General features: G+C 43.5%; 14 protein-coding genes. 5 read left to right on the top strand and 9 right to left on the bottom strand.

All coding sequences use genetic code 11. From position 1 onward, the window contains the following. Positions 1-52 precede the first annotated feature (52 nt). From HC965_RS12250 to HC965_RS12230, 5 genes are all read right to left on the bottom strand, one after another. Positions 53-946, bottom strand: a complete 894-nt coding sequence (locus HC965_RS12250) for a glycoside hydrolase family 25 protein (RefSeq protein WP_191031722.1) — start codon at positions 944-946, stop codon at positions 53-55. Between the two features lie 112 nt (positions 947-1,058). Further along, positions 1,059-2,705 (bottom strand): diphosphate--fructose-6-phosphate 1-phosphotransferase, encoded by a 1,647-nt coding sequence (locus HC965_RS12245; protein ID WP_191031721.1) that lies wholly within the window; start codon positions 2,703-2,705, stop codon positions 1,059-1,061. A 108-nt stretch (positions 2,706-2,813) separates the two neighbouring features. Then, a complete protein-coding gene (locus HC965_RS12240; RefSeq protein ID WP_191031720.1) occupies positions 2,814-4,193 on the bottom strand; it encodes an efflux transporter outer membrane subunit in 1,380 nt (459 codons plus the stop codon). Beyond that, the gene (locus HC965_RS12235) at positions 4,193-7,297 is read right to left on the bottom strand and encodes an efflux RND transporter permease subunit (RefSeq protein ID WP_191031719.1); all 3,105 of its coding nucleotides are present in this window, start codon (positions 7,295-7,297) and stop codon (positions 4,193-4,195) included. The genes HC965_RS12240 and HC965_RS12235 overlap by 1 nt, the downstream gene beginning before the upstream one ends. 3 nt (positions 7,298-7,300) lie before the next feature. Further along, a complete protein-coding gene (locus tag HC965_RS12230; protein ID WP_191031718.1) occupies positions 7,301-8,494 on the bottom strand; it encodes an efflux RND transporter periplasmic adaptor subunit in 1,194 nt (397 codons plus the stop codon). Between the two features lie 275 nt (positions 8,495-8,769). Here HC965_RS12230 and HC965_RS12225 point away from each other — a divergent pair, with 275 nt between their 5' ends. Next, on the top strand, positions 8,770-10,986 hold the full coding sequence (locus tag HC965_RS12225; protein ID WP_191031717.1) for a patatin-like phospholipase family protein: 2,217 nt from the start codon (positions 8,770-8,772) through the stop codon (positions 10,984-10,986). Positions 10,987-11,268: 282 nt separating this feature from the next. Here HC965_RS12225 and HC965_RS12220 read toward each other — a convergent pair whose 3' ends face one another. From HC965_RS12220 to HC965_RS12205, 4 genes are all read right to left on the bottom strand, one after another. Continuing rightward, complete coding sequence (locus tag HC965_RS12220; RefSeq protein WP_191031716.1) at positions 11,269-12,672, bottom strand: carboxypeptidase-like regulatory domain-containing protein; 1,404 nt, start codon at positions 12,670-12,672, stop codon at positions 11,269-11,271. A gap of 47 nt (positions 12,673-12,719) precedes the next feature. After that, positions 12,720-13,928, bottom strand: a complete 1,209-nt coding sequence (locus HC965_RS12215) for a YjbH domain-containing protein (protein WP_191032013.1) — start codon at positions 13,926-13,928, stop codon at positions 12,720-12,722. Positions 13,929-13,943: 15 nt separating this feature from the next. After that, the gene (locus HC965_RS12210; RefSeq protein ID WP_191031715.1) at positions 13,944-14,657 is read right to left on the bottom strand and encodes a YjbH domain-containing protein; all 714 of its coding nucleotides are present in this window, start codon (positions 14,655-14,657) and stop codon (positions 13,944-13,946) included. 409 nt (positions 14,658-15,066) lie between these two features. Further along, complete coding sequence (locus HC965_RS12205; RefSeq protein WP_191031714.1) at positions 15,067-16,020, bottom strand: tyrosine-type DNA invertase cluster 3b; 954 nt, start codon at positions 16,018-16,020, stop codon at positions 15,067-15,069. Between the two features lie 378 nt (positions 16,021-16,398). On the opposite strand from HC965_RS12205, the gene HC965_RS12200 reads away from it, so the two are divergent. The 4 genes from HC965_RS12200 (at position 16,399) to HC965_RS12185 (ending at position 20,173) form a co-directional block, all read left to right on the top strand. Then, the gene (locus HC965_RS12200; protein ID WP_073348315.1) at positions 16,399-16,668 is read left to right on the top strand and encodes a hypothetical protein; all 270 of its coding nucleotides are present in this window, start codon (positions 16,399-16,401) and stop codon (positions 16,666-16,668) included. A gap of 8 nt (positions 16,669-16,676) precedes the next feature. After that, on the top strand, positions 16,677-17,231 hold the full coding sequence (locus HC965_RS12195) for a 1-acyl-sn-glycerol-3-phosphate acyltransferase (RefSeq protein ID WP_191031713.1): 555 nt from the start codon (positions 16,677-16,679) through the stop codon (positions 17,229-17,231). Between the two features lie 25 nt (positions 17,232-17,256). After that, positions 17,257-18,057 carry an amidohydrolase gene (locus HC965_RS12190; RefSeq protein WP_191031712.1) on the top strand — a complete coding sequence of 267 codons (801 nt, stop codon included), beginning with the start codon at positions 17,257-17,259 and terminating at the stop codon, positions 18,055-18,057. Between the two features lie 124 nt (positions 18,058-18,181). Then, entirely contained in the window at positions 18,182-20,173 is a 1,992-nt protein-coding gene (locus HC965_RS12185) for a glucosamine-6-phosphate deaminase (protein WP_191031711.1), read from the top strand. Positions 20,174-20,255 lie beyond the last annotated feature (82 nt).

The following is a 20,255-nucleotide window of genomic DNA, read 5'->3' as shown; positions in this document are numbered from 1 at the left end:
ACGATTATAACAAATAAGAGAAGAGATAAGTTGTTTAGAAAGGAAATACCTGTTATTTAATTGTCAGTTTTCTCAGGTCTTCCAATGTACCGTTGAATACATTCAGGTCTACGTCTTCCTTGATTCCGGGCACACTTCCCACATCCGTATGTTGCCAAAAGTCCCATTTGCCCTGATACCTCACGGAGTCAACATAGTAATGGGCAATCCAGTAAGGATATGCGTTGAAAATGGAATCGTCCAGATAACGTGTCTTAAATTTATAGGAAGTGTAAAGAATCGGCTTCACTCCGTAATGAGATTCCACACGGTCGAGCCAGCGTTTGATGCCTTGCTGCAATTCTGCTTTTTCTTTTCGTCCGGTCACTTCCACATCAAGTACAGGTGGCAAATCGCCTGTATCCAGTTTCACCGTACGGATAAAAAAGTCCGCCTGCTTCAGAGCATCCGTGCTCGGAATATAAAAATGATAGGCTCCCCGGATAAATCCGTGATTACGGGCATTGGCAAAGTTAGCCGAGAAAGTAGTATCGCCATGGTCTCCGCCTTCCGTCGCCTTCATAAAAACAAAGTGCAAGGGAGTCACTGTTTCTTTGTTCTGCCGAAGTTTCGGCCAGTCTATTTTTCCCTGATAATGGGAAATATCAATTCCGTGAATATCATATCCTGCCGGAATGCAGACGCCATATTCTTTTAATCCGTGGCAAGGTTTCCAACGGTAAGCATAAGGACGGATAAAGAAATAATAAAAAGCAATGGAGAAACAACCGACAATCATCACTGCCACGATATTGCGAAGCCAAACAGGCATAGCATGACTATGCTTCGCTTGTACCTTTTTCGGGGTACGGGAAGATTTGGAAGAAGAAGCCGTTCCTTTCTTTCGGGTAGTGGAGACAGTTTTTTTCTTCTGTACGGCAGAGATTGGGTTGTTGCGTGGCGGCAAGTGTCTTAGTGATTAAGGGTTAGTGATTCGTGATGAACTAAAAAAGCGGTGAACAGAAACCATACAGATTTTCCGCATGGCACTTACCGTTCACCGCTTGTTTGTTTATCTTTTATTTAGCTTGCTCCAACTGCAAAGTCTTGGTTGCCTGGTCGCAAACTTCTGTAGGACCAAAGTACTGAATCGGACCCGGATATACATAATCCGTTTCAACAGCCCAACGGTCACGTTGTGCAGCGAATGCCTTGAAAGGAGCACCGTCCAGTTTCACCAATGCTTTCTGGATAACCGGCTTCATTTCACCGTGACGACGTTCCATGTTCATCATCATTGTGATAGGCACACCACCTGCAATCCATTCGGCAGCAGGAGCAGTTGTGTTACGTACAGAAGACATATAACCAGTCTTACCGTCAGCAATCAACACAGAAGCTGTGTAACCCAAAGAATAGCAGTAGTCAGCATCGAAGTTTGACGGAGCAGCGCAACGTCCTTCGTAACCGAAGAAGTGGTGCTGTGCAGCAAATTTACCTACATACTTGCCTTCTTCTTTCCAGGAAGCCAACTTGGTAGCTACCATTTCAGACAACAGTTTTTCTGTTTCAATCAATGATACCTGAACGTTTCCGTGCGGGTCACGGTCCAACGTCAACTGACGGGCAACACCTTCCGGCAGACTTGCATAGATAGCAGAGTTTTCCGGAGAAAGTTTGCGGATGATATAATCACGTTGGTGAGATTTCTTGATTTGAGCGAATTCTTCTGCGTTAGCAGCCAGGAAGTCGTTCAATTCAGCAATCAGACGTTTCATAGCCGGGATGAACTCAACCAATCCTTCAGGAATCAATACTGTACCGAAGTTGTGTCCTTGTGCAGCACGGTCGGCTACCACTTGAGCGATGTATGTTACTACATCATCCAAAGACATATCTTTTGTTTCAACTTCTTCAGAGATGATACATACGTTAGGCTGTACCTGCAAAGCACATTCCAGTGCGATATGAGAAGCCGAACGACCCATCAATTTGATGAAGTGCCAGTATTTGCGTGCAGAGTTACAGTCACGTTGGATGTTACCGATTACTTCTGCGTAAGTCTTACAAGCTGTATCGAAACCGAAAGAAGTTTCAATCATATCGTTTTTCAAGTCACCGTCGATAGTCTTCGGGCAACCGATTACCTGTACACCATACTTCTTCGCAGCATAGTATTCAGCCAATACACAAGCATTTGTGTTAGAGTCGTCACCACCAATGATAACCAGCGCTTTGATGCCCAGTTCCTTGATGATTTCAAGTCCTTTTTCAAACTGGCTTTCAGCTTCCAGCTTCGTACGACCTGAACCGATGATATCAAAACCACCTGTGTTACGGTATTCGTCGATGATGTCAGCAGTCAGTTCCATATAGTTATGGTCTACCAGACCGCCAGGACCCAGGATGAAACCATACAATTTGTTTTCCGGGTTCAGTTTCTTGATACCGTCGAACAAACCTGAGATTACATTGTGACCACCAGGAGCTTGTCCACCTGAAAGGATTACACCCACATTCATAGCAGGAAGAGCAACAGCTTCACCTGCTTCGAATGTAATTAACGGCATTCCGTACGTGTTAGGGAATAATGCTTTGATAGCTTCCTGGTCGGCAACGGACTGTGTAGCAGCACCCGCTACAGCTTTAACGGCTCCTGATGCCAATGCTTTCGGAAGTTTGGGCTGATAAGCAGCCCTTGCGATTTGCAATGCACTTTTAGTCATTTTCTTTAATTTTTTATTTAAAGGTGTTAGTAAGTTTCTTGTCAAACTTGAAAAGCGTTGCAAATTTCGCACTTTTTTCCGAATTATAAAAATTCTTCTTTCTTTTGTTTAAGGATTTTGTTTCCAACCACCGCCCAAAGCCTTATAAAGTTGCACAACAGTAATCAATTCGTCACGAATCGCATTGCTCAAACCTATCTGTGCGTCGAAGTATCCACGTTGGGCATCCAGCACATCCAGATAATTGATGACACCGTTGATGTATTGAAGCTGCGCAAGGTCCATATAGCTCTTCGCCGAACGTTCCAAGTTAGCACGAAGCTCATAGACTTCCTTTATCTTGTTGAAATTTACAATCGCATTGCGTGCTTCCTTGAATGCTTGCAGTACGGACTTCTCATAGTTATGCACTTCGCCTTCATAAGCTGCCTTTTTCGCTTTCAGCGCCGCGCGGTTCTTTCCCCAACCGAAAATGGGAGTCAGCAAAGCGCCTTCCATAACGGCATAAGGAGATTTCAGCAGACTGGACAGAGAAGTACTTTCCGTACCGAAACCACCGGTCAGTGCCAGGCGCGGGAACATATTTGTATAAGCCACTCCTACTTTGGCATTAGCGGCAATCAGTTTCTGTTCTGCCTGACGAATATCAGGACGGCGTTCCAGCAAAGTGGACGGCAGTCCCACCGGAAGCATCTTCGGAGAATTGAACTCCTGAAGCAAACGGGAACGGGCAATCTTGTTAGGATATTCGCCCGCAAGAAAGGCAATATCATTCTCTTTCAGAGAAATTTTGCGTTCCAGGTCCGGCACCAATGTTGCCGTACGCGCCAATTCCACTTGTGCCTGTCGATAGGAAGTCTCCGAAGTCAGCCCTCCGGCAAACCGGATACGTGCCAACCGGACACCTTCTTCACGGGCTTTCAAGGTCTGTTTTACAATATCCAGTTCCGTATCCAAAGCTACCAGTTCATAATAAGCCTGCGCCACTTCAGCTACAATCGTCATTCTAAGTGCCCGTTGCGCTTCTATTGATTGCAGGTATTCGGCAACACTGGCGGAACGTGCCCAACGCAAGTTTCCCCAAAGGTCGAGTTCCCATGAAACAAGGAATTGGGCTTCAAACGTTTCAGATTTCCTAAAGGCATCGCCCCCATGATTCTCAAGTTCACGTTCTGCGGTCACTTTTCCTTTTATATCCGGTAGCAGGGCTGCCGTAGAGATTCTTTTCTGCGCAGCCATTTCCTGCACACGGGAGGCAGCTATCAGCACATCCTTATTATGCTCCAGTGTGCGTTCAATCAGACTTTGCAATGTAGAGTCCGTATAGATGTCTCTCCAGTCCAAATCACCAAAGCTGACTGAATCCTGACGTTGCGCCAAGCTGTCGGGCAAATGAAGGTCGGGACGGACATAGCTTTTTCCTACCTTGCAGGAAGTCAACACTCCTGCAAGTAATAAGATAGCAATATATAGTTTTTTTCGTTTCATTATTTCTTATGTCTTAAGATTTTCGACTTCGTCTTATATACCATCACAAAGAAGAACGGCACGAGAATGATACCAAACACGATGGCAAATATCATTCCGAAAAATACTCCCGTACCGATTGCCTGCCGGCTTGCCGAACCGGGACCGCTTGCCAATACCATTGGAAGCATACCGAGAACGAACGCAAGAGAAGTCATCAGAATCGGGCGGAAACGCAACCGGGCTGCATAAATGGCCGACTGCACCAAATCTTCACCTTTATCAACTTGCACCTTAGCAAACTCTACAATCAGAATCGCATTCTTGGCGGCAAGTCCTACCAACATTACCAATCCGATTTGGAAATAAATATCGTTTTCCAATCCGCAAAGCCAAACTCCCAAATAGGCTCCCAAAGCGGCAACCGGCAAAGAAAGCAATACTGCGATAGGCACTGTCCAGCTCTCATATTGTGCGGCAAGGAAAAGAAAAACAAACAGGAACACTAACGCCATTACCATACCAGTCTGACCGCCAGCCTGCTTTTCCTGATAGGAAAGTCCACTCCATTCCAAACCGATATTGTCGGGAAGATGGTCACGGGCAATCTGCTCCATTATCTCCATAGCCTGTCCGGAACTATATCCTTGCGCAGCTGCTCCGCGAATGACAGCAGCAGTAAACATATTAAAACGTTTGATGCTACCCGGTCCTGTGGTGTATGACGCATTTCCTAAAGAGGTCAGCGGCACCATAGCTCCATTGGATGCCTTCACAAAGAACAAGTTGATATTATCCTTATGTTCACGATAAGGAGCTTCCGCCTGGATATACACCTTATATATACGGTTGAACATATTAAAGTCATTCACGTACACCGAACCGGTATAGGCTTTCATGGTAGAAAACACGTCGGCCAAAGGTACACCCAGCATCTTCACCTTGTCACGGTCTACATCAAAGTAGAGTTGCGGTATCTCCGATTGCAGAGAAGAAGACAAGCCTGTCAGTTCCTTGCGCTTGGACGCGTAATACATCAATGTATCCGCCGCATCTACTAAATTATCGAAGGTAGCCTCTCCACGAGCTTCCAACTGCATTTCAAAACCTCCCGAACTACCGAGTCCCGGTATTACCGGAGGAGTGGACAGGTAAACCTTACACTCCGGATATTCCTTCAGATGTTTCTCCACCGTATCCATTATCTTCTCGATGCTGGTACTCTTCCGCTCTTCCCAAGGTTTCAGTATGACTGTCAGTTCAGCACGCCCCTGATTGCTTCCTACACGCGGACTGCTTCCCGTTACATTCTGGATATATTCCACATATGGATTCTTCTCCAGATACTTAATGGCACGTTCTGTTACGACGCGCGTACGTTCCAAAGTAGCTCCCTCCGGCAATTCGAGTTCAATCTTGAAATATCCCTGGTCTTCTACCGGCAGGAAACTGGTCGGAATAAAACGGTGAATCAGCAAAATCGCAATCAGCACCATTCCAAAAGCACTCAATACCCGACGTGGATGTTTGATAGTACGGGTTACGGCAGCTACATATTTATTGCTGCCAATGCCCAGCCATTCATTGATTTTCCTGAAAACAATATTTTTCTTTTTTCCACTATCCGGCTTTAATATCAGAGAACACATGACAGGACTCAGTGTCAACGCCACCACCGTAGAGATAAGTACGGACACCACAATCGTCACCGTAAACTGACGGTACAACTGTCCCGTAATTCCACTCAGAAAACTAACCGGAACAAATACTGCCGCCAAAACCAGCGAAGTGGCAATCAATGCACTTGACAGCCCGGTCATTGCTTTCTTTGTGGCTTCGTAAGGGCTCAACTTTTCCGTTTCCATGATATGCTCTACGCCTTCCACCACCACAATCGCATCATCTACAACGATACCGATAGCAAGAATCAATCCGAGCAATGTCAGGATGTTCAGGGAGAAACCGAAAATCAACATAAATCCGAAAGTACCGATTAATGAAATAGGTACTGCCACTACCGGAATCAATGTTGCACGCCAACTCTGCAAGGACAGATAGACAACAAGTACCACCAATGCCAATGCTTCAAACAGCGTCTTATATACTTCATGAATAGATTCGGAAATATAAGTCGTCATATCAAACGGAATCTCATAGCTCAATCCTTCGGGGAAGTTTTTGCTAATCTCATTCATCGCTTCTTTCACTCTTCCGGCAACTTCCATAGCATTAGCACCCGGCAACATATAAATGCCAAGTATAGCGGCATTTTCACCGTTGATACCACTCTCCGTGTTATAGGAAGAAGCTTCCAGTGATACACGCGCCACATCTTTCAACCGGATGATGGAACCGTTCGCATTGGCACGCACCACAATATCTTCAAACTGTCCGACTGTGGAAAGACGTCCCTGTGTCGTAATAGGAATCGTAATATCCAATCCCTGCACCGGTTGTTGTCCAAGCACACCTGCCGCCGATTCACGGTTCTGGTCTTTTAATGCATTCTGCAAATCCTGTACGGTCAGTCCGAAATTGGCCAGCTTATCGGGTTGTGCCCATATCTGCATCGCATAGTAACGGCTACCGATATTCGAGACACGCCCTACTCCCGGAATACGGCGAATCACATCGAGCACATTGATTGTAGCAAAGTTACTCAAATAAATTTCGTCGAACTTCGGGTCGGTAGAAGTCAGACAGAGAGTCATTAACTGGCTGGGAGCCTGCTTTTCTACTGAAATACCATTCTGAATCACTTCCGCCGGCAAACGGGATTCCGCCAGTTTCACACGGTTCTGAATCTCAACAGCCGCCAAATCCGGATCGGCAGAAACATCGAATGTAACCGTTGCCGAAAAACCTCCGGAGTTAGAACTGTTGGATTCCATATAAAGCATCCCCGGCGTACCGTTAATTTCCTGCTCTATCGGGGTGGCTACCGCTTGTGACACGGTAAGCGCACTCGCACCGGGGTAAGATGCGCTGATCTTCACCACCGGGGGCGTGATCTGCGGATATTGATCCACCGGAAGCATTGTCAAGCCGATAATGCCGACAATTACAATCACGATGGAGATTACAGCCGAAAAGACCGGCCTATCTATAAAAAAAGTAACTTTCATCGTTTATTCTCCTTTCGCGTTATCCTTCGTTTCTGTGTCCGGCTGACTTACCCGCACCTTCATTCCCGGGGTTAGCTTATGGAAACCTTCTATTATAACCATCTCTCCTTCAGCCACTCCTCGTTCCACTACGCCATTGTTTCCTACTTCAGGACCCAATTCGATAAAACGTTTTTCTGCCGTATTATCCTTACGCATAATATAAATATAGGCTCCACCCTTTTCGATGGTAACCGCCTTCATAGGAACAACAAGTGCGCCTTCGCGAACATCCAGCAACAGTTTCACTTTTGTAAACTGTCCCGGCAATAAAACTTGTTTCGGATTAGGCATTTCTGCACGAACGGAGAAAGTACCGGTTTGAGGGTCGACCTGCGGTTCGGCAAAATCGACATAACCTTTATAGGGATAAACAGTATTATCCGCCAATGTAATGGTAATATTCGGCTGCCAGGAACGGGTAGAATCCTGTTGTCCCAAATTAATGTTTCTTTCCTTACTCTTTAAATAATCAAGTGCCGTCATATTAAAGTCTACCAGCACCGTATCACTTTTCACAATGGTGGCGAGCAGTGATTTTCCACCGGGACCAACCAATGTACCCAAGTCCACATTTCTTTCACTGATATGTCCAGCCAGGGGCGAACGAACAATCGTATAGCCCAATTCAAGTTCTGCCTGTGCCAAGTCTGCTTCACTCATTGCTACGGTTGCTTCCGCACTCTCATAAGCTGCCTCCGCATTATCCAAGTCCAATTGGCTCGCAGCATTCTGTTCAAACAGCGGACGGATACGCTTCAAGTCACGGTCTGCCTTCAAAGCCTGTGCCTCGTCTTTCTTCAATTGAGCCCTGGCCTTATCCGCTTTGGCACGATACTGGTCCTGGTTAATCACAAACAAAACCTGATTCTTATTTACATATGTACCTTCGGCAAAAAGCATATTTTCCAGGTAGCCTTCCACACGGGCACGTACTTCGACGAACTGTTGGGCACGGATACGTCCCACATATTCCCCATATATTTCTACATCGTCTTTCACCACCGGTTCAACAATAACTGTCGGCATTTCCGGCTCAGCCTTCTGAGGTCGGGTCAGTATCCAGTACACGCCCAACACAACTACCGCGCAGATAATAGCAGCAATGGTTCTCTTTCTCCTCAGTTTCAACTCATGTTTCGAAAAGAATAATCTCATATCGAATCTTATTATTAAATTTAACTTATGTTTGTTCTCTACTCCTTTTTATGCAATTTGCATGCCAAAATTCCTTACACCTACTATTTACTGGCATTCAGCCTATTATATTCTGTCATATCAGATGTGGAAATGTGGAATTTGCCGGGTAAAGTGTAGAAATAATCCACATTTCCGACTTTTGGAACATTTTTTTTAATTCCCATTTCAACAACTAAACAAATTATGCCCTACATTTGTATTATATTAAAACAACAACACTAGACCATGTCCTAATGAAAAAACAAATCTTTTCAACATTAGTTTTGTCAATCTGCATCTTATTACCTTTTTCTTTGCATTCACAGGAGCAACGCAAAAAGGTAGGAGTAGTTTTAAGCGGTGGTGGTGCCAAAGGAATGGCGCACATCAAAGCATTGAAAGTGATTGAGGAAGCCGGTATTCCTATTGATTACATAGCCGGAACCAGTATGGGGGCTATTGTGGGTGGTCTTTATGCCATTGGCTACACGCCGGAACAACTGGACAGCATGGTACGGAAACAGAACTGGACATTCCTGCTCAGTGACCGTGTCAAACGAAGTGCCATGTCACTGACTGACCGCGAACGCTCTGAACAGTTCGTCATCTCCATACCTTTCACTAAAACTCCCAAGGATGCAGCATCGGGGGGAATCATGAAAGGTCAGAATCTTGCGAATCTATTCTCGGACTTAACGATGGGGTATCATGACTCTATCGACTTCAATAAACTTCCTATTCCCTTTGCCTGTGTAGCTGCTGATATCGTAAACGGAGATCAGATTGTATTTCGTGACGGGATACTTTCTACCGCCATGCGTGCCAGTATGGCTATCCCTGGTGCATTCACCCCGGTACGGAAAGACAGCATGGTATTGGTAGACGGCGGTATCGTCAACAACTACCCGGCAGATGTGGTAAAAGCGATGGGAGCTGATATTATTATCGGAGTGGATGTACAAAATGCCCTGAAAACAGCGGACAAGCTGAATAGTGTTCCCGATATTTTAGGACAGATTGTGGATATTACCTGCCAGTCGAATCATGAAAAGAATGTAGACCTCACAGATACCTATATCCGTGTAAACGTGGATGGTTATTCATCCGCCAGCTTCACACCTGCCGCCATAGACTCCTTGATGCGAAGGGGTGAAGAAGCGGCAAGGGCACAATGGGGCTCTCTGCTCGCATTGAAAAAGAAGATAGGAATAGCGGATGATTATACGCCCAAGCAACACGGGCCTTACTCCTCTCTATCCAATGTGCGTACCATCTACGTGACGGACATCTCGTTTTCCGGCGTAGAAGTGGACGATAAGAAATGGCTGATAAAGAAATGCAACCTGAAAGAGAACAGCAATATCTCGACTCAACAGATAGAACAGGCTTTGTACCAACTACGTGGCAGCCAATCCTATTCCGGTGCCAGTTATACATTAACAGAAACTCTTGAAGGATACCAGCTCAACTTCCTATTGCAAGAGAAATATGAAAGAAGAATCAATCTCGGTATCCGTTTCGATTCGGAAGAGATTGCGTCTCTATTACTCAACGCGACAGCAGACCTCAAAACTCGCATCCCTTCTCGTCTTTCCCTTACCGGACGATTGGGGAAACGGTATGCCGCCCGTATAGATTACACACTCGAGCCGATGCAACAGCGCAACTTCAACTTCTCATATATGTTTCAATACAATGATATCAACATCTATGAAGAAGGTGATCGTGCCTACAATACAACTTACAAATACCACTTGGCGGAATTTGGCTTCTCGGATGTGTGGTACAAGAACTTCCGCTTCGGTCTCGGACTTCGTTTTGAATATTATAAATACAAAGATTTCCTGTTTAAGAAACCGGAACTTACGAACCTGAAAGTAGAGTCGGAGCATTTTCTGAGTTATTTTGCCCAAGTACATTATAATACGTATGACAAGGGATATTTCCCTGCTAAAGGAAGTGATTTCAAAGCCGCTTATTCACTCTATACGGATAATATGGCGCAATACAATGAACACGCTCCGTTTTCCGCCTTGAGTGCATCGTGGGCAAGTGTCATTCCCATCACCCGCCGCTTTTCTGTCATCCCCTCCATTTATGGACGTATCCTAATTGGAAAAGGATTTCCATATCCTTTGCAAAACGCAATTGGTGGCGAAGTACCCGGTTTCTATATTCCACAGCAATTGCCATTTGCAGGAGTCAATAATCTGGAGTTGATGGACAACACTCTCATGATTGCGTCCGTAAAGTTCAGACAGCGCATGGGTTCTATTCATTACCTTACTCTAACAGGGAATTATGGACTGACGGAAAGCAATTTCTTTGAGATTTTGAAGGGTAAACAGCTATTCGGCATCAGCGCAGGCTATGGGATGGACAGTATCTTCGGTCCGTTGGAAATTTCATTGGGATACTCCAATCAGACGGATAAGGGAAGTTGCTTTGTGAATTTAGGATATTATTTCTAATTGTACATATTATTATTTATCATCGAAAAGCCCGGACTTTCGCAAGCCCGGGCTTTTGTATTCTTAAAACATCTTCTGTCTAAGGGAAATAAGGATCAGCGTATCTTGCGCAACGGGAGAAGATAGTTTAAGAAAAGTTGAAAGTTCAGACTTTCACAAGCTTGAACTATCTTGAGATGAGTTTCAGGCATTCCCTTTGGAAAACCTGAAACTGGGTTTATTATGTCTTTACATTGAAAATTCAAATTTTGGATCATTCTAAGATTAAACCAATAAAGATTCTTAGATATTTCCTCCCTTACCACCACTATGGCGCGGGTCGAACGTTACCGTCTTGTACTGATGGTCCGTTCCTGTATATCGTTTTGCCGATATTTCAATGGTCACATTCTGATTATTATATACTACTTTCGTTTTCAATGTAGTAATACGAGTCTTGGCAAAACAAGAATAATCCATCTTCGTATAGCCATTTACATTGACTGTATTATAAACACGTTCAGTAGACGTGATGCCGGATACCGAACCCATCAGCGCAAACATACGGGTCTTGAGATAGGCTACCATCGCATTGATAGTTTTCTCATTGGCTCCGGTCAATTGTTTCTTTACAGTTTGTACAATATCACCTTCGTAATCCCAACCGGCTTTTTCCTTATATTTCAGAACAATGCCTGTCACTGCTTTCGGATTTTCACTATTATCCTGACTTGCCTGTCCCAAAATATCCTCTTTCTGTATAGTCTCTTTGCTGACAGTACTGGTTACCTTATTCTCGATAGCATAAGCAGAGAAGTGATTGACAGGAGCGCTATAATTCTCCTCCCCTACACTTACTTTCCCATCTTGCACTTCCCAATTTCCAGTCTCGGGATTTAGATACGTAAGTTGTACGTCACTATCAGCAAAAGAGACTCCCGGGATAGGGTTAGGAATAGAAATGGTGACAGGTTGCGCAAATTTCAATCCGGACGGTTCAAATTGAGCTGCAGCCAAAGGAATACTTTTTTCTACGGCTTTGTTTTCTTCTGCAGGTTTTACCTCAGTTTTTACTTCTTCAGGAGCAGGCACAAATGTAGTTACACTGATATTTACTTTATTCTCAGTAACAATATCTTCATTTCCTTCTTCCTCAATGGCACCTGCCGGAATCTCAACAGTTATTTTTGCCAAAGGTCTGTCTTCAACAACCTCTTCCGGTGCTACTTCTTCCGGCTTTGGAAGGTCCACATTAGAGTTACTTTTATCTTCCACTGTAGTTGTCTCTTCTGCATCCAACTTCACTTCTTCTTTCGGACTTTCTTCAGTCAAAGCAAAAGCAACAGTTACCACCGTGCGATTTTCAGCATTATCAGCTATTACAGCAGAAGTTTTCTGTGCAAGATAACCTTTTGGAGCAACTTCAATCGTATAAGTGCCAGTCGTTTTCTCCGTTACAGAGAATTTACCTTCCGAGTCTGTTGTACAATTCTGTTCGCCCACTTTTACACTTACCCCGCTTTTAGCTTCCCCTTTCGAAGTCACAGTACCCATAATGTAAAATTCAACAACCGGTTTGGGAGTATCAATTACTTCACCAGCTTCCGGTTCGGGATCATCGTCGTCATGACAGGCGACAACCGCAAAGGAAAATACACCAAAGACTAACGCTAAAAAACATGCATACAACCATTTTTCACTTTTCATAATGTTTCAATTTTGTTTAAAATACTAGTTCTATATATTAATCAAGTTCATTTCTTATTTGTCCGGATCAGGAAATAACGGATATAGTCCGGTTGCCAAAAACGTGAATTCTCTGCAGATTTCGGTTCGGTACTATAACTCTCACCTAGAAAATGACGGGCATATTCATTACCACTACGCATATCATACTGGAAACTGAAATATTCAGGAAGCATCACTCGTACAGCATGGCGTTTGCGTTTCTTCCCCGGCAATGGGATAGAAAAATTGAATCCCGCATTTTTAGCCCCATCCGTATACATACCGTAAACCCCTACTATATACTCACCGAAATAGCGCGAAACACTTCCCCGTATTCCGTAATCTCCATAAATGAAACGACCGCCATCCACTTTCAGCAAAGTATTAACCCCGGGCACATAGTATCCTACTGCCAACCGGCCATTTATCCTTTTCCATTTACTCATCTTCCAGTCACTCCCATAAAAATGGGAAGAACCGGTAAGTCCGCCTTCGCCCTCTATCGTCCATCTGCCATTGTTGGAGAAGTAACCGACGCCTGCGGCAACTCCCAAACGGTCATTTGAGAAATTACCACCGGTAATGTATCCCTTCCAATGATTATACAAACGGAAATCCTGCCGTACAGTCATAAATCCCAAGCGAATACAGTCCCATTTACCCGACTCGTTATTCACAATAGGCAGGCTGACTTGCATCCTCAACGAAGCTCCCTTCCATAATTGCATTTCCAAAGCAGGTTGCAGGTCAAGAGCTGCCTTATACAATTTATAGGTCACATTATTTACCAACATCACTCCGGGGTACAATACTAAATCCACTTTTCCGAAACTACTCTGCTGTGACTTCACATCTTTCAAGCCCTGCATCGCAGTCTGAGTAGAAGTAGTCATCTTCATGTTTCGATAGACTTCATCCAATGTACATTTGCCGAACTGATAATCTTTAATTAACTCTGCCGGTAAAGTGATACAAAGTTGCGGCAATGCATTATCCAATATGACAAGTTGCAAAGTAGGCGATTCCGGCACGGCAATCAGATGGCGTATGGCAATCCCGATGCCGTTATAAATTCCCCTATATGCGGAAGTCTCAAAAGACGCAGTGATTGTATCCTCTTTCTCCGCTACCCTGATATTCTCCATATCCAACTTTTTCAGCACTTCAGCCACATGTACTGATTGCGCTTGCGACAATGAAAGTCCACAGAACAAAACAGATATAATACTAATAATCTTTTTTCATCTTCATTAATGTATTAATGTACATTCATATCGCAGACCGGCAGAGACACAGGTAAACTCGCGGGTGAATACATTGACGGACAAGTGTTTCCAAAAGCGCATGGCAGCACCGACTTTCCAACCGTGCGTATCATATTCCGCCATTAACTTCAGTTCTTTGCAAAAAGAAGGAGTATAGCGAATACCACCGAAAGGTCCTTTATTATATGCAGGCTTATCCCCTTGGTGAATATACCATCCGGCAGTAACAGCCAACCGGTGTCTCGAATGAAAATCAATTGTTTTAGTCAATACGCCATAATAAGCTCCCCAATATGGAGTAGCCCCTTCTATCAGAAGATCATTCGCACCGATTACGACAGCCGGAAAATAACGGCTCTCTTTTATGGGACGAATACGTATCGTACTGGAGCGGTCCTGATTATGATAACCTGTCCTTCCCATACCTGTCGTCATTTTAAGCAGAGTCATCCTGTAAGTAAACTCAATGAAGGAGAACAAAGTCATGTCTACAAAATAGTTCATAGTGGGAAAGCTAAAAACAGACGGAGTAACCTTTTCAGGGAGAAAATTAGCTCCCCCCATAAATGTACCTGTTTCCTGCATTTCGGCAGTAGGTATCATCAATTGTCCCGTCGTTCCTAAAGAGTATTGTGCATGAGCCAAATTAGTCAGCGAGATAAAAATCAGAAGTATGAACAGTGCTTTAGTTTGTTTCATTTTATTTGTATGTTATACTTTCAATAGAGATTTGTCCAACTGATTGATAAATCTACTATTTTTACTATCTGTTTTTCCATTACTTCTTAGGTAACAGTAAACACATAGTCAGAACCAAACAAAATGAAATAGTAGAGAAAAACATCGACAAATGCAGTGACAGAGAAGTTTTTATCCTTAGCGAAGGGGAGAATCTTCCGGATACAAGGCATAAAAAAACGGAGCGTGAAGATTGTATTATTTCATGTTCGGATATTTTTTTGCCCTATGTTTCAGATAAAACGAAAAAAAATGGAAGAATATTTGTTTGCTATTTATGTTTTTGTCTATCTTTGCGTCATATTTAATTCCGTTACCTAAGAAGTAACACACATAGTTTCATCCTGGTTATTAGCGTTTTGCCTACAAATCATTTGCCTACGCAGCAATTCTTCACGTAATATAAATTCCTTCTATTTACTTCAGTACGTTCTTTCAGTTCGAAGCCTTTCAAATAGGTTTGTGTAGTCTTTATAGATTTGTGTCCCAATGATTCACTTATCATTTCAATCGGAACTCCCTGATATTTGGCCGTAGTGGCCCAGGAATGTCTGAATGTATACGAAGTGACGGGAGAGTTCAGATGCAGTACTCTTGCCAAATCCTTCAAACAATTATTAAAGCATCGGAGAGCGGACTGATATTCGCGATAAGCTCTTTCGTCCTTCCGTGTCTTATCACCCCGAAGGATATTGAACAGGTAATCGGGATAATCAGGCTGAGCCGCCTTTTCACTTCGAAGCTGGTTCATCATTTCCTTGGCGCTATCCAAAATTTCCACACTCATAGGAGTTTTAGTCTTGACACGATTATATTGCAAGACATTCCGTTCCACGGCTGATTTCTCCAAATGTGCCAAATCCGCAAACGACATTCCACAAAACTGGAACATCAGCGCAGCAATAGCCTGTGTACGCCGTAAACGTTCCGTTTTCGGATCTTCATACAGTAGTTTGTGCAATTCAGCAACCGGCAAGGCCTTTTTCTGACGGATATCCACACCAGTATAAACATCGTGGAACAACCGGTGTACATAAGGCGCACTCCCCGCTTCCACTCCCTGATTATAAATACTACGCAGCATACGCATATAGGTAGAAACCGTATTAGGCTTCAAACCACATTCATAGAGATACTGCCCATAACAGCGTAAACTTTCTTTCGTCACCTGTCTGAACGATACATTCAATGTACCGCAAAACTTACTAAAAGAAAAGAGCGCATTTTTATAAACATGGGCAGTAGAATACCGCCCCTCTTTTCGCAAACGTCCAATGTACATCCGCGCACATCGGCTAAACCCATTTTTACTCATCTTTTGCATCATTAATTACTTTATATTATACAATGTAATAGAAAGAACAAAAATAAGCCTCTTTATGATTTTGGCAAACATTAAAAAAGGAAAGTAAGAGAAAAGCCGTCATTGAACAGAGAGAAGAAAGATTATTTTGCCATATTTGTACATACTTACTTGAAGACTTTGGTAATTCATGATACATACACAAAAAGATATAATTTCGAGTGAAGAAGCAAGTGAAGGAATAACCCTTCATCTGCTTTCCCCTTATCAGATAAGGGATACAGTTAAAAGATGAAGGCTTCAATAATGTTTTTTTCTATTATTTATTCGTCTGAATCAAAGAAAGTGCCTATCTTTACCGCAAGTATTTTTTATTATTCACCATTAAATGTAAAGATTATGGCAAGTAGAAGAGAACTCAAAAAGAACGTAAACTATATCGCAGGAGAATTGTTCACCGAGTGTTTAATCAATACCATGTTTATCCCTGGAACAGATAAAGCTAAAGCTGATGAACTAATGGCTGAGGTGCTGAAGATGCAAGATGAATTTGTAACACGCATCAGTCATACCGAACCGGGAAATGTGAAAGGTTTTTATAAGAAATTCCGTGCAGACTTTAATGCAAAGGTTAACGAGATTATTGAAGCTATCGGAAAATTGAACTAAAGAGCAGAATGAAGAAAGCAATTTATAGCTTTATCTATCACCGCCTGTTAGGGTGGAAGACAAACGTTACGGTACCTAATTATGATAAATGCGTGGTATGTGCCGCGCCACACACTACAAATCTTGACTTATTTATCGGAAAACTGTTTTATGGTTCCCTAGGACGTAAGACAAGTTTTATGATGAAAAAAGATTGGTTTTTCTTTCCGCTGGGAATTTTCTTCAAGGCGGTCGGCGGAATTCCCGTAGATCGTAGCCGGAAAACTTCGTTAGTCGATCAGATGGTTCGCCACTTTGCCGAGTGCAAGAAGTTCCATTTGGCGATCACCCCCGAAGGAACCCGAAAAGCAAACCCAAACTGGAAGAAAGGTTTTTATTTTATTGCATTGAAGGCTCAGGTTCCTATCGTCCTGGTTGGTATTGATTACAACAAGAAGACAATTTCGTCAACGAAATCCATCATGCCTTCAGGAGATATTAATAAGGACATGAAAGAAATCAAACTTTACTTCAAGGACTTTAAAGGGAAACATCCTGAAAACTTTGCTCTTGGCGAACTTTAAACATTAAGTATAGAGGTATTAAATTATGGAGCCTATCCGTATTTCCATAGTACAAACCGATATCGTTTGGGAAAATAAACAAGAAAATCTCCGTTTGCTCTACGAAAAGCTGCAAAGCCTTCGTGGAACAACGGAGATTGTTGTTTTACCGGAAATGTTCTCTACCGGGTTCAGTATGCAGAGTGAAATGCTGGCAGAACAAAACTCGGGTGAGACCATCACCCTTCTCAAACAATGGACTTCGCAATTCCAACTGGTCATCTGCGGAAGTTATATGGCAACAGATAACGGGCAGTTTTATAATCGCGCATTCTTCCTGACTCCTGAAGGAGAAGAGTTCTATTATGACAAACGGCATCTGTTCCGCATGGGACGGGAAGCCGAACACTTTTCAGCCGGTGACAAACGACTCATTATCCCCTATCGCGGATGGAATATTTGTCTGCTTGTCTGCTATGATCTTCGTTTTCCGGTATGGAGCCGGAATGTCAATAACGAATATGACCTATTAATATATGTAGCAAACTGGCCCATCCCCCGCCGACTGGTATGGGATACCCTGCTTCGTGCCCGTGCGCTCGAGAACCAATGTTATGTATGCGGTGTGAACAGGATAGGAACAGATGGATACCATTTGGAATATAACGGCGGAAGCAAAGTTTACTCGGCTTTTGGTGAAGAAGTTGCTTCCCTGCCCGACGGACAGGAAGGAATAACTGCGGCAACACTCAATCTGGCTTCTCTCAATCAATTCAGAGAGAAGTTTCCGGTATGGAAAGATGCCGACGAATTTTATCTGTCGGATACGCAACAAAACAAATGTTAAAAACGGATTAAAACGACAACAATACCTAGAACTTGGTAGTTAATAATATAGACTTCTTTTGTATCTTTGTCGTGAAAATACAGTCGTAAGGACGCTAATCTTACATAACTTAATTAACAACTTTATGAAAACAAATCTTAGTTCTCAAATCAGTCTCCACCGGGTCTCCCCCAGATACTACAGACCGGAGAATGCATTTGAAAAATCAGTCTTGACAAGACTCGAAAAAATTCCCACTGACATTTATGAGTCCGTGGAAGAAGGCGCTAACTACATTGCTCGCGAAATAGCACAGACCATCCGCGAAAAGCAAAAAGCCGGACGCTTCTGCGTATTGGCACTTCCTGGTGGTGATTCACCCAGACATGTGTATACGGAACTTATCCGCATGCATAAGGAAGAGGGACTTAGCTTCCGTAACGTGATCGTATTTAATATGTATGAATATTACCCGTTGTCTCCCGATGCAGTCAACAGTAACTTCAACGCTTTGAAGAGTATGTTGTTGGATCATATTGACATCGACAAGCAGAATATATTCACTCCCGACGGAAGCATTGCCAAAGATACAATCTTTGAATATTGCCGTTTGTACGAGCAACGCATCGAAAGCTTCGGCGGGATTGATATTGCCCTGTTGGGTATCGGTCGCGTAGGTAACATCGCATTCAACGAACCGGGTTCCCGCCTGAATTCTACCACTCGTCTGATTTTGCTGGATAATGCATCACGCAATGAAGCATCCAAGATTTTCGGCACGATGGATAATACCCCGATCAGTTCTATCACGATGGGTGTAGCTACCATTCTCGGTGCAAAGAAAGTATATCTGCTTGCATGGGGTGAAAATAAGGCAGCTATGATTAAAGAATGTGTGGAAGGTACAATTACCGACACAATTCCTGCATCTTACCTGCAAACTCACAACAATGCGCACGTAGCTCTCGATCTTTCGGCAGCAATGAACCTGACACGTATCCAACGTCCGTGGCTGGTAACTTCCTGCGAATGGAACGACAAGCTGATCCGTAGCGCGATCGTTTGGTTATGTCAGTTGACAGGCAAGCCTATCTTGAAGTTGACAAATAAAGACTATAACGAAAACGGTTTGAGTGAATTGCTGGCACTTTATGGTTCTGCATACAATGTAAATATAAAGATTTTCAATGATTTGCAGCACACTATTACAGGATGGCCCGGCGGTAAGCCGAATGCTGACGATACTTATCGTCCTGAACGCGCCAAACCGTTCCCGAAACGTGTGATTATTTTCTCTCCGCACCCGGATGATGACGTTATCTCCATGGGTGGAACACTCCGCCGTCTGGTAGAGCAAAAACACGAAGTACATGTAGCTTACGAAACTTCCGGTAATATCGCCGTAGGTGATGAAGAAGTGGTTCGTTTCATGCATTTCATCAACGGCTTCAATCAGATTTTCAATAATAGCGAGGATCAGATTATCAATGAGAAGTATACGGAAATACGTAACTTCCTGAAAAATAAGAAAGACGGTGATATGGACAACCGTGACATCCTGACTATCAAAGGTCTGATTCGTCGTGGTGAAGCCCGCACTGCTTCTTCTTATAATAATATTCCATTGGATCGCGTACACTTCCTTGACCTGCCATTCTACGAAACAGGTAAGATTCAGAAGAATCCTATCAGCGAAGCAGACGTGGAAATCGTACGTAACCTGCTCCGTGAAGTGAAGCCTCATCAGATATTCGTAGCCGGTGACTTGGCTGACCCGCATGGAACACACCGTGTATGTACGGATGCCGTATTTGCCGCTGTTGACCTTGAGAAAGAAGAAGGTGCCAAATGGCTGAAGGATTGCCGTATCTGGATGTATCGTGGTGCGTGGGCTGAATGGGAAATTGAAAATATCGAAATGGCAGTGCCTATCAGTCCGGAAGAACTTCGTGCAAAACGCAACTCTATCCTGAAACATCAGTCTCAGATGGAAAGCGCTCCGTTCCTGGGTAATGACGAACGTTTGTTCTGGCAACGCAGTGAAGACCGCAACCGTGGTTCAGCTACTTTGTACGACCTGTTAGGACTGGCTTCTTACGAAGCAATGGAAGCATTCGTAGAATACATTCCGCTATAAGAGAAAACATTCTTAATTAAGAGAATATAAAACAATGAAAGAAGAGTGGGAAGTTTGGATACTTCTCACTCTTTTTTGTTTA

It is taken from the genome of Bacteroides sp. GM023 (assembly GCF_014750685.1).
Lineage (GTDB): Bacteria > Bacteroidota > Bacteroidia > Bacteroidales > Bacteroidaceae > Bacteroides.
The sequence above is the reverse complement of the archived record's forward strand: the minus strand, read 5'-3'. Positions and strand labels throughout refer to the sequence as shown.

Bases quoted from the DNA above. Each gene is read 5' to 3' on its own strand.
- HC965_RS12245 (WP_191031721.1), bottom strand. From the start codon at position 2,705: ATGACTAAAAGTGCATTGCAAATCGCAAGGGCTGCTTATCAGCCCAAA.
- HC965_RS12240 (WP_191031720.1), bottom strand. From the start codon at position 4,193: ATGAAACGAAAAAAACTATATATTGCTATCTTATTACTTGCAGGAGTG.
- HC965_RS12235 (WP_191031719.1), bottom strand. From the start codon at position 7,297: ATGAAAGTTACTTTTTTTATAGATAGGCCGGTCTTTTCGGCTGTAATC.
- HC965_RS12230 (WP_191031718.1), bottom strand. From the start codon at position 8,494: ATGAGATTATTCTTTTCGAAACATGAGTTGAAACTGAGGAGAAAGAGA.
- HC965_RS12225 (WP_191031717.1), top strand. From the start codon at position 8,770: ATGAAAAAACAAATCTTTTCAACATTAGTTTTGTCAATCTGCATCTTA.
- HC965_RS12220 (WP_191031716.1), bottom strand. From the start codon at position 12,672: ATGAAAAGTGAAAAATGGTTGTATGCATGTTTTTTAGCGTTAGTCTTT.
- HC965_RS12210 (WP_191031715.1), bottom strand. From the start codon at position 14,657: ATGAAACAAACTAAAGCACTGTTCATACTTCTGATTTTTATCTCGCTG.
- HC965_RS12205 (WP_191031714.1), bottom strand. From the start codon at position 16,020: ATGCAAAAGATGAGTAAAAATGGGTTTAGCCGATGTGCGCGGATGTAC.
- HC965_RS12200 (WP_073348315.1), top strand. From the start codon at position 16,399: ATGGCAAGTAGAAGAGAACTCAAAAAGAACGTAAACTATATCGCAGGA.
- HC965_RS12195 (WP_191031713.1), top strand. From the start codon at position 16,677: ATGAAGAAAGCAATTTATAGCTTTATCTATCACCGCCTGTTAGGGTGG.
- HC965_RS12190 (WP_191031712.1), top strand. From the start codon at position 17,257: ATGGAGCCTATCCGTATTTCCATAGTACAAACCGATATCGTTTGGGAA.
- HC965_RS12185 (WP_191031711.1), top strand. From the start codon at position 18,182: ATGAAAACAAATCTTAGTTCTCAAATCAGTCTCCACCGGGTCTCCCCC.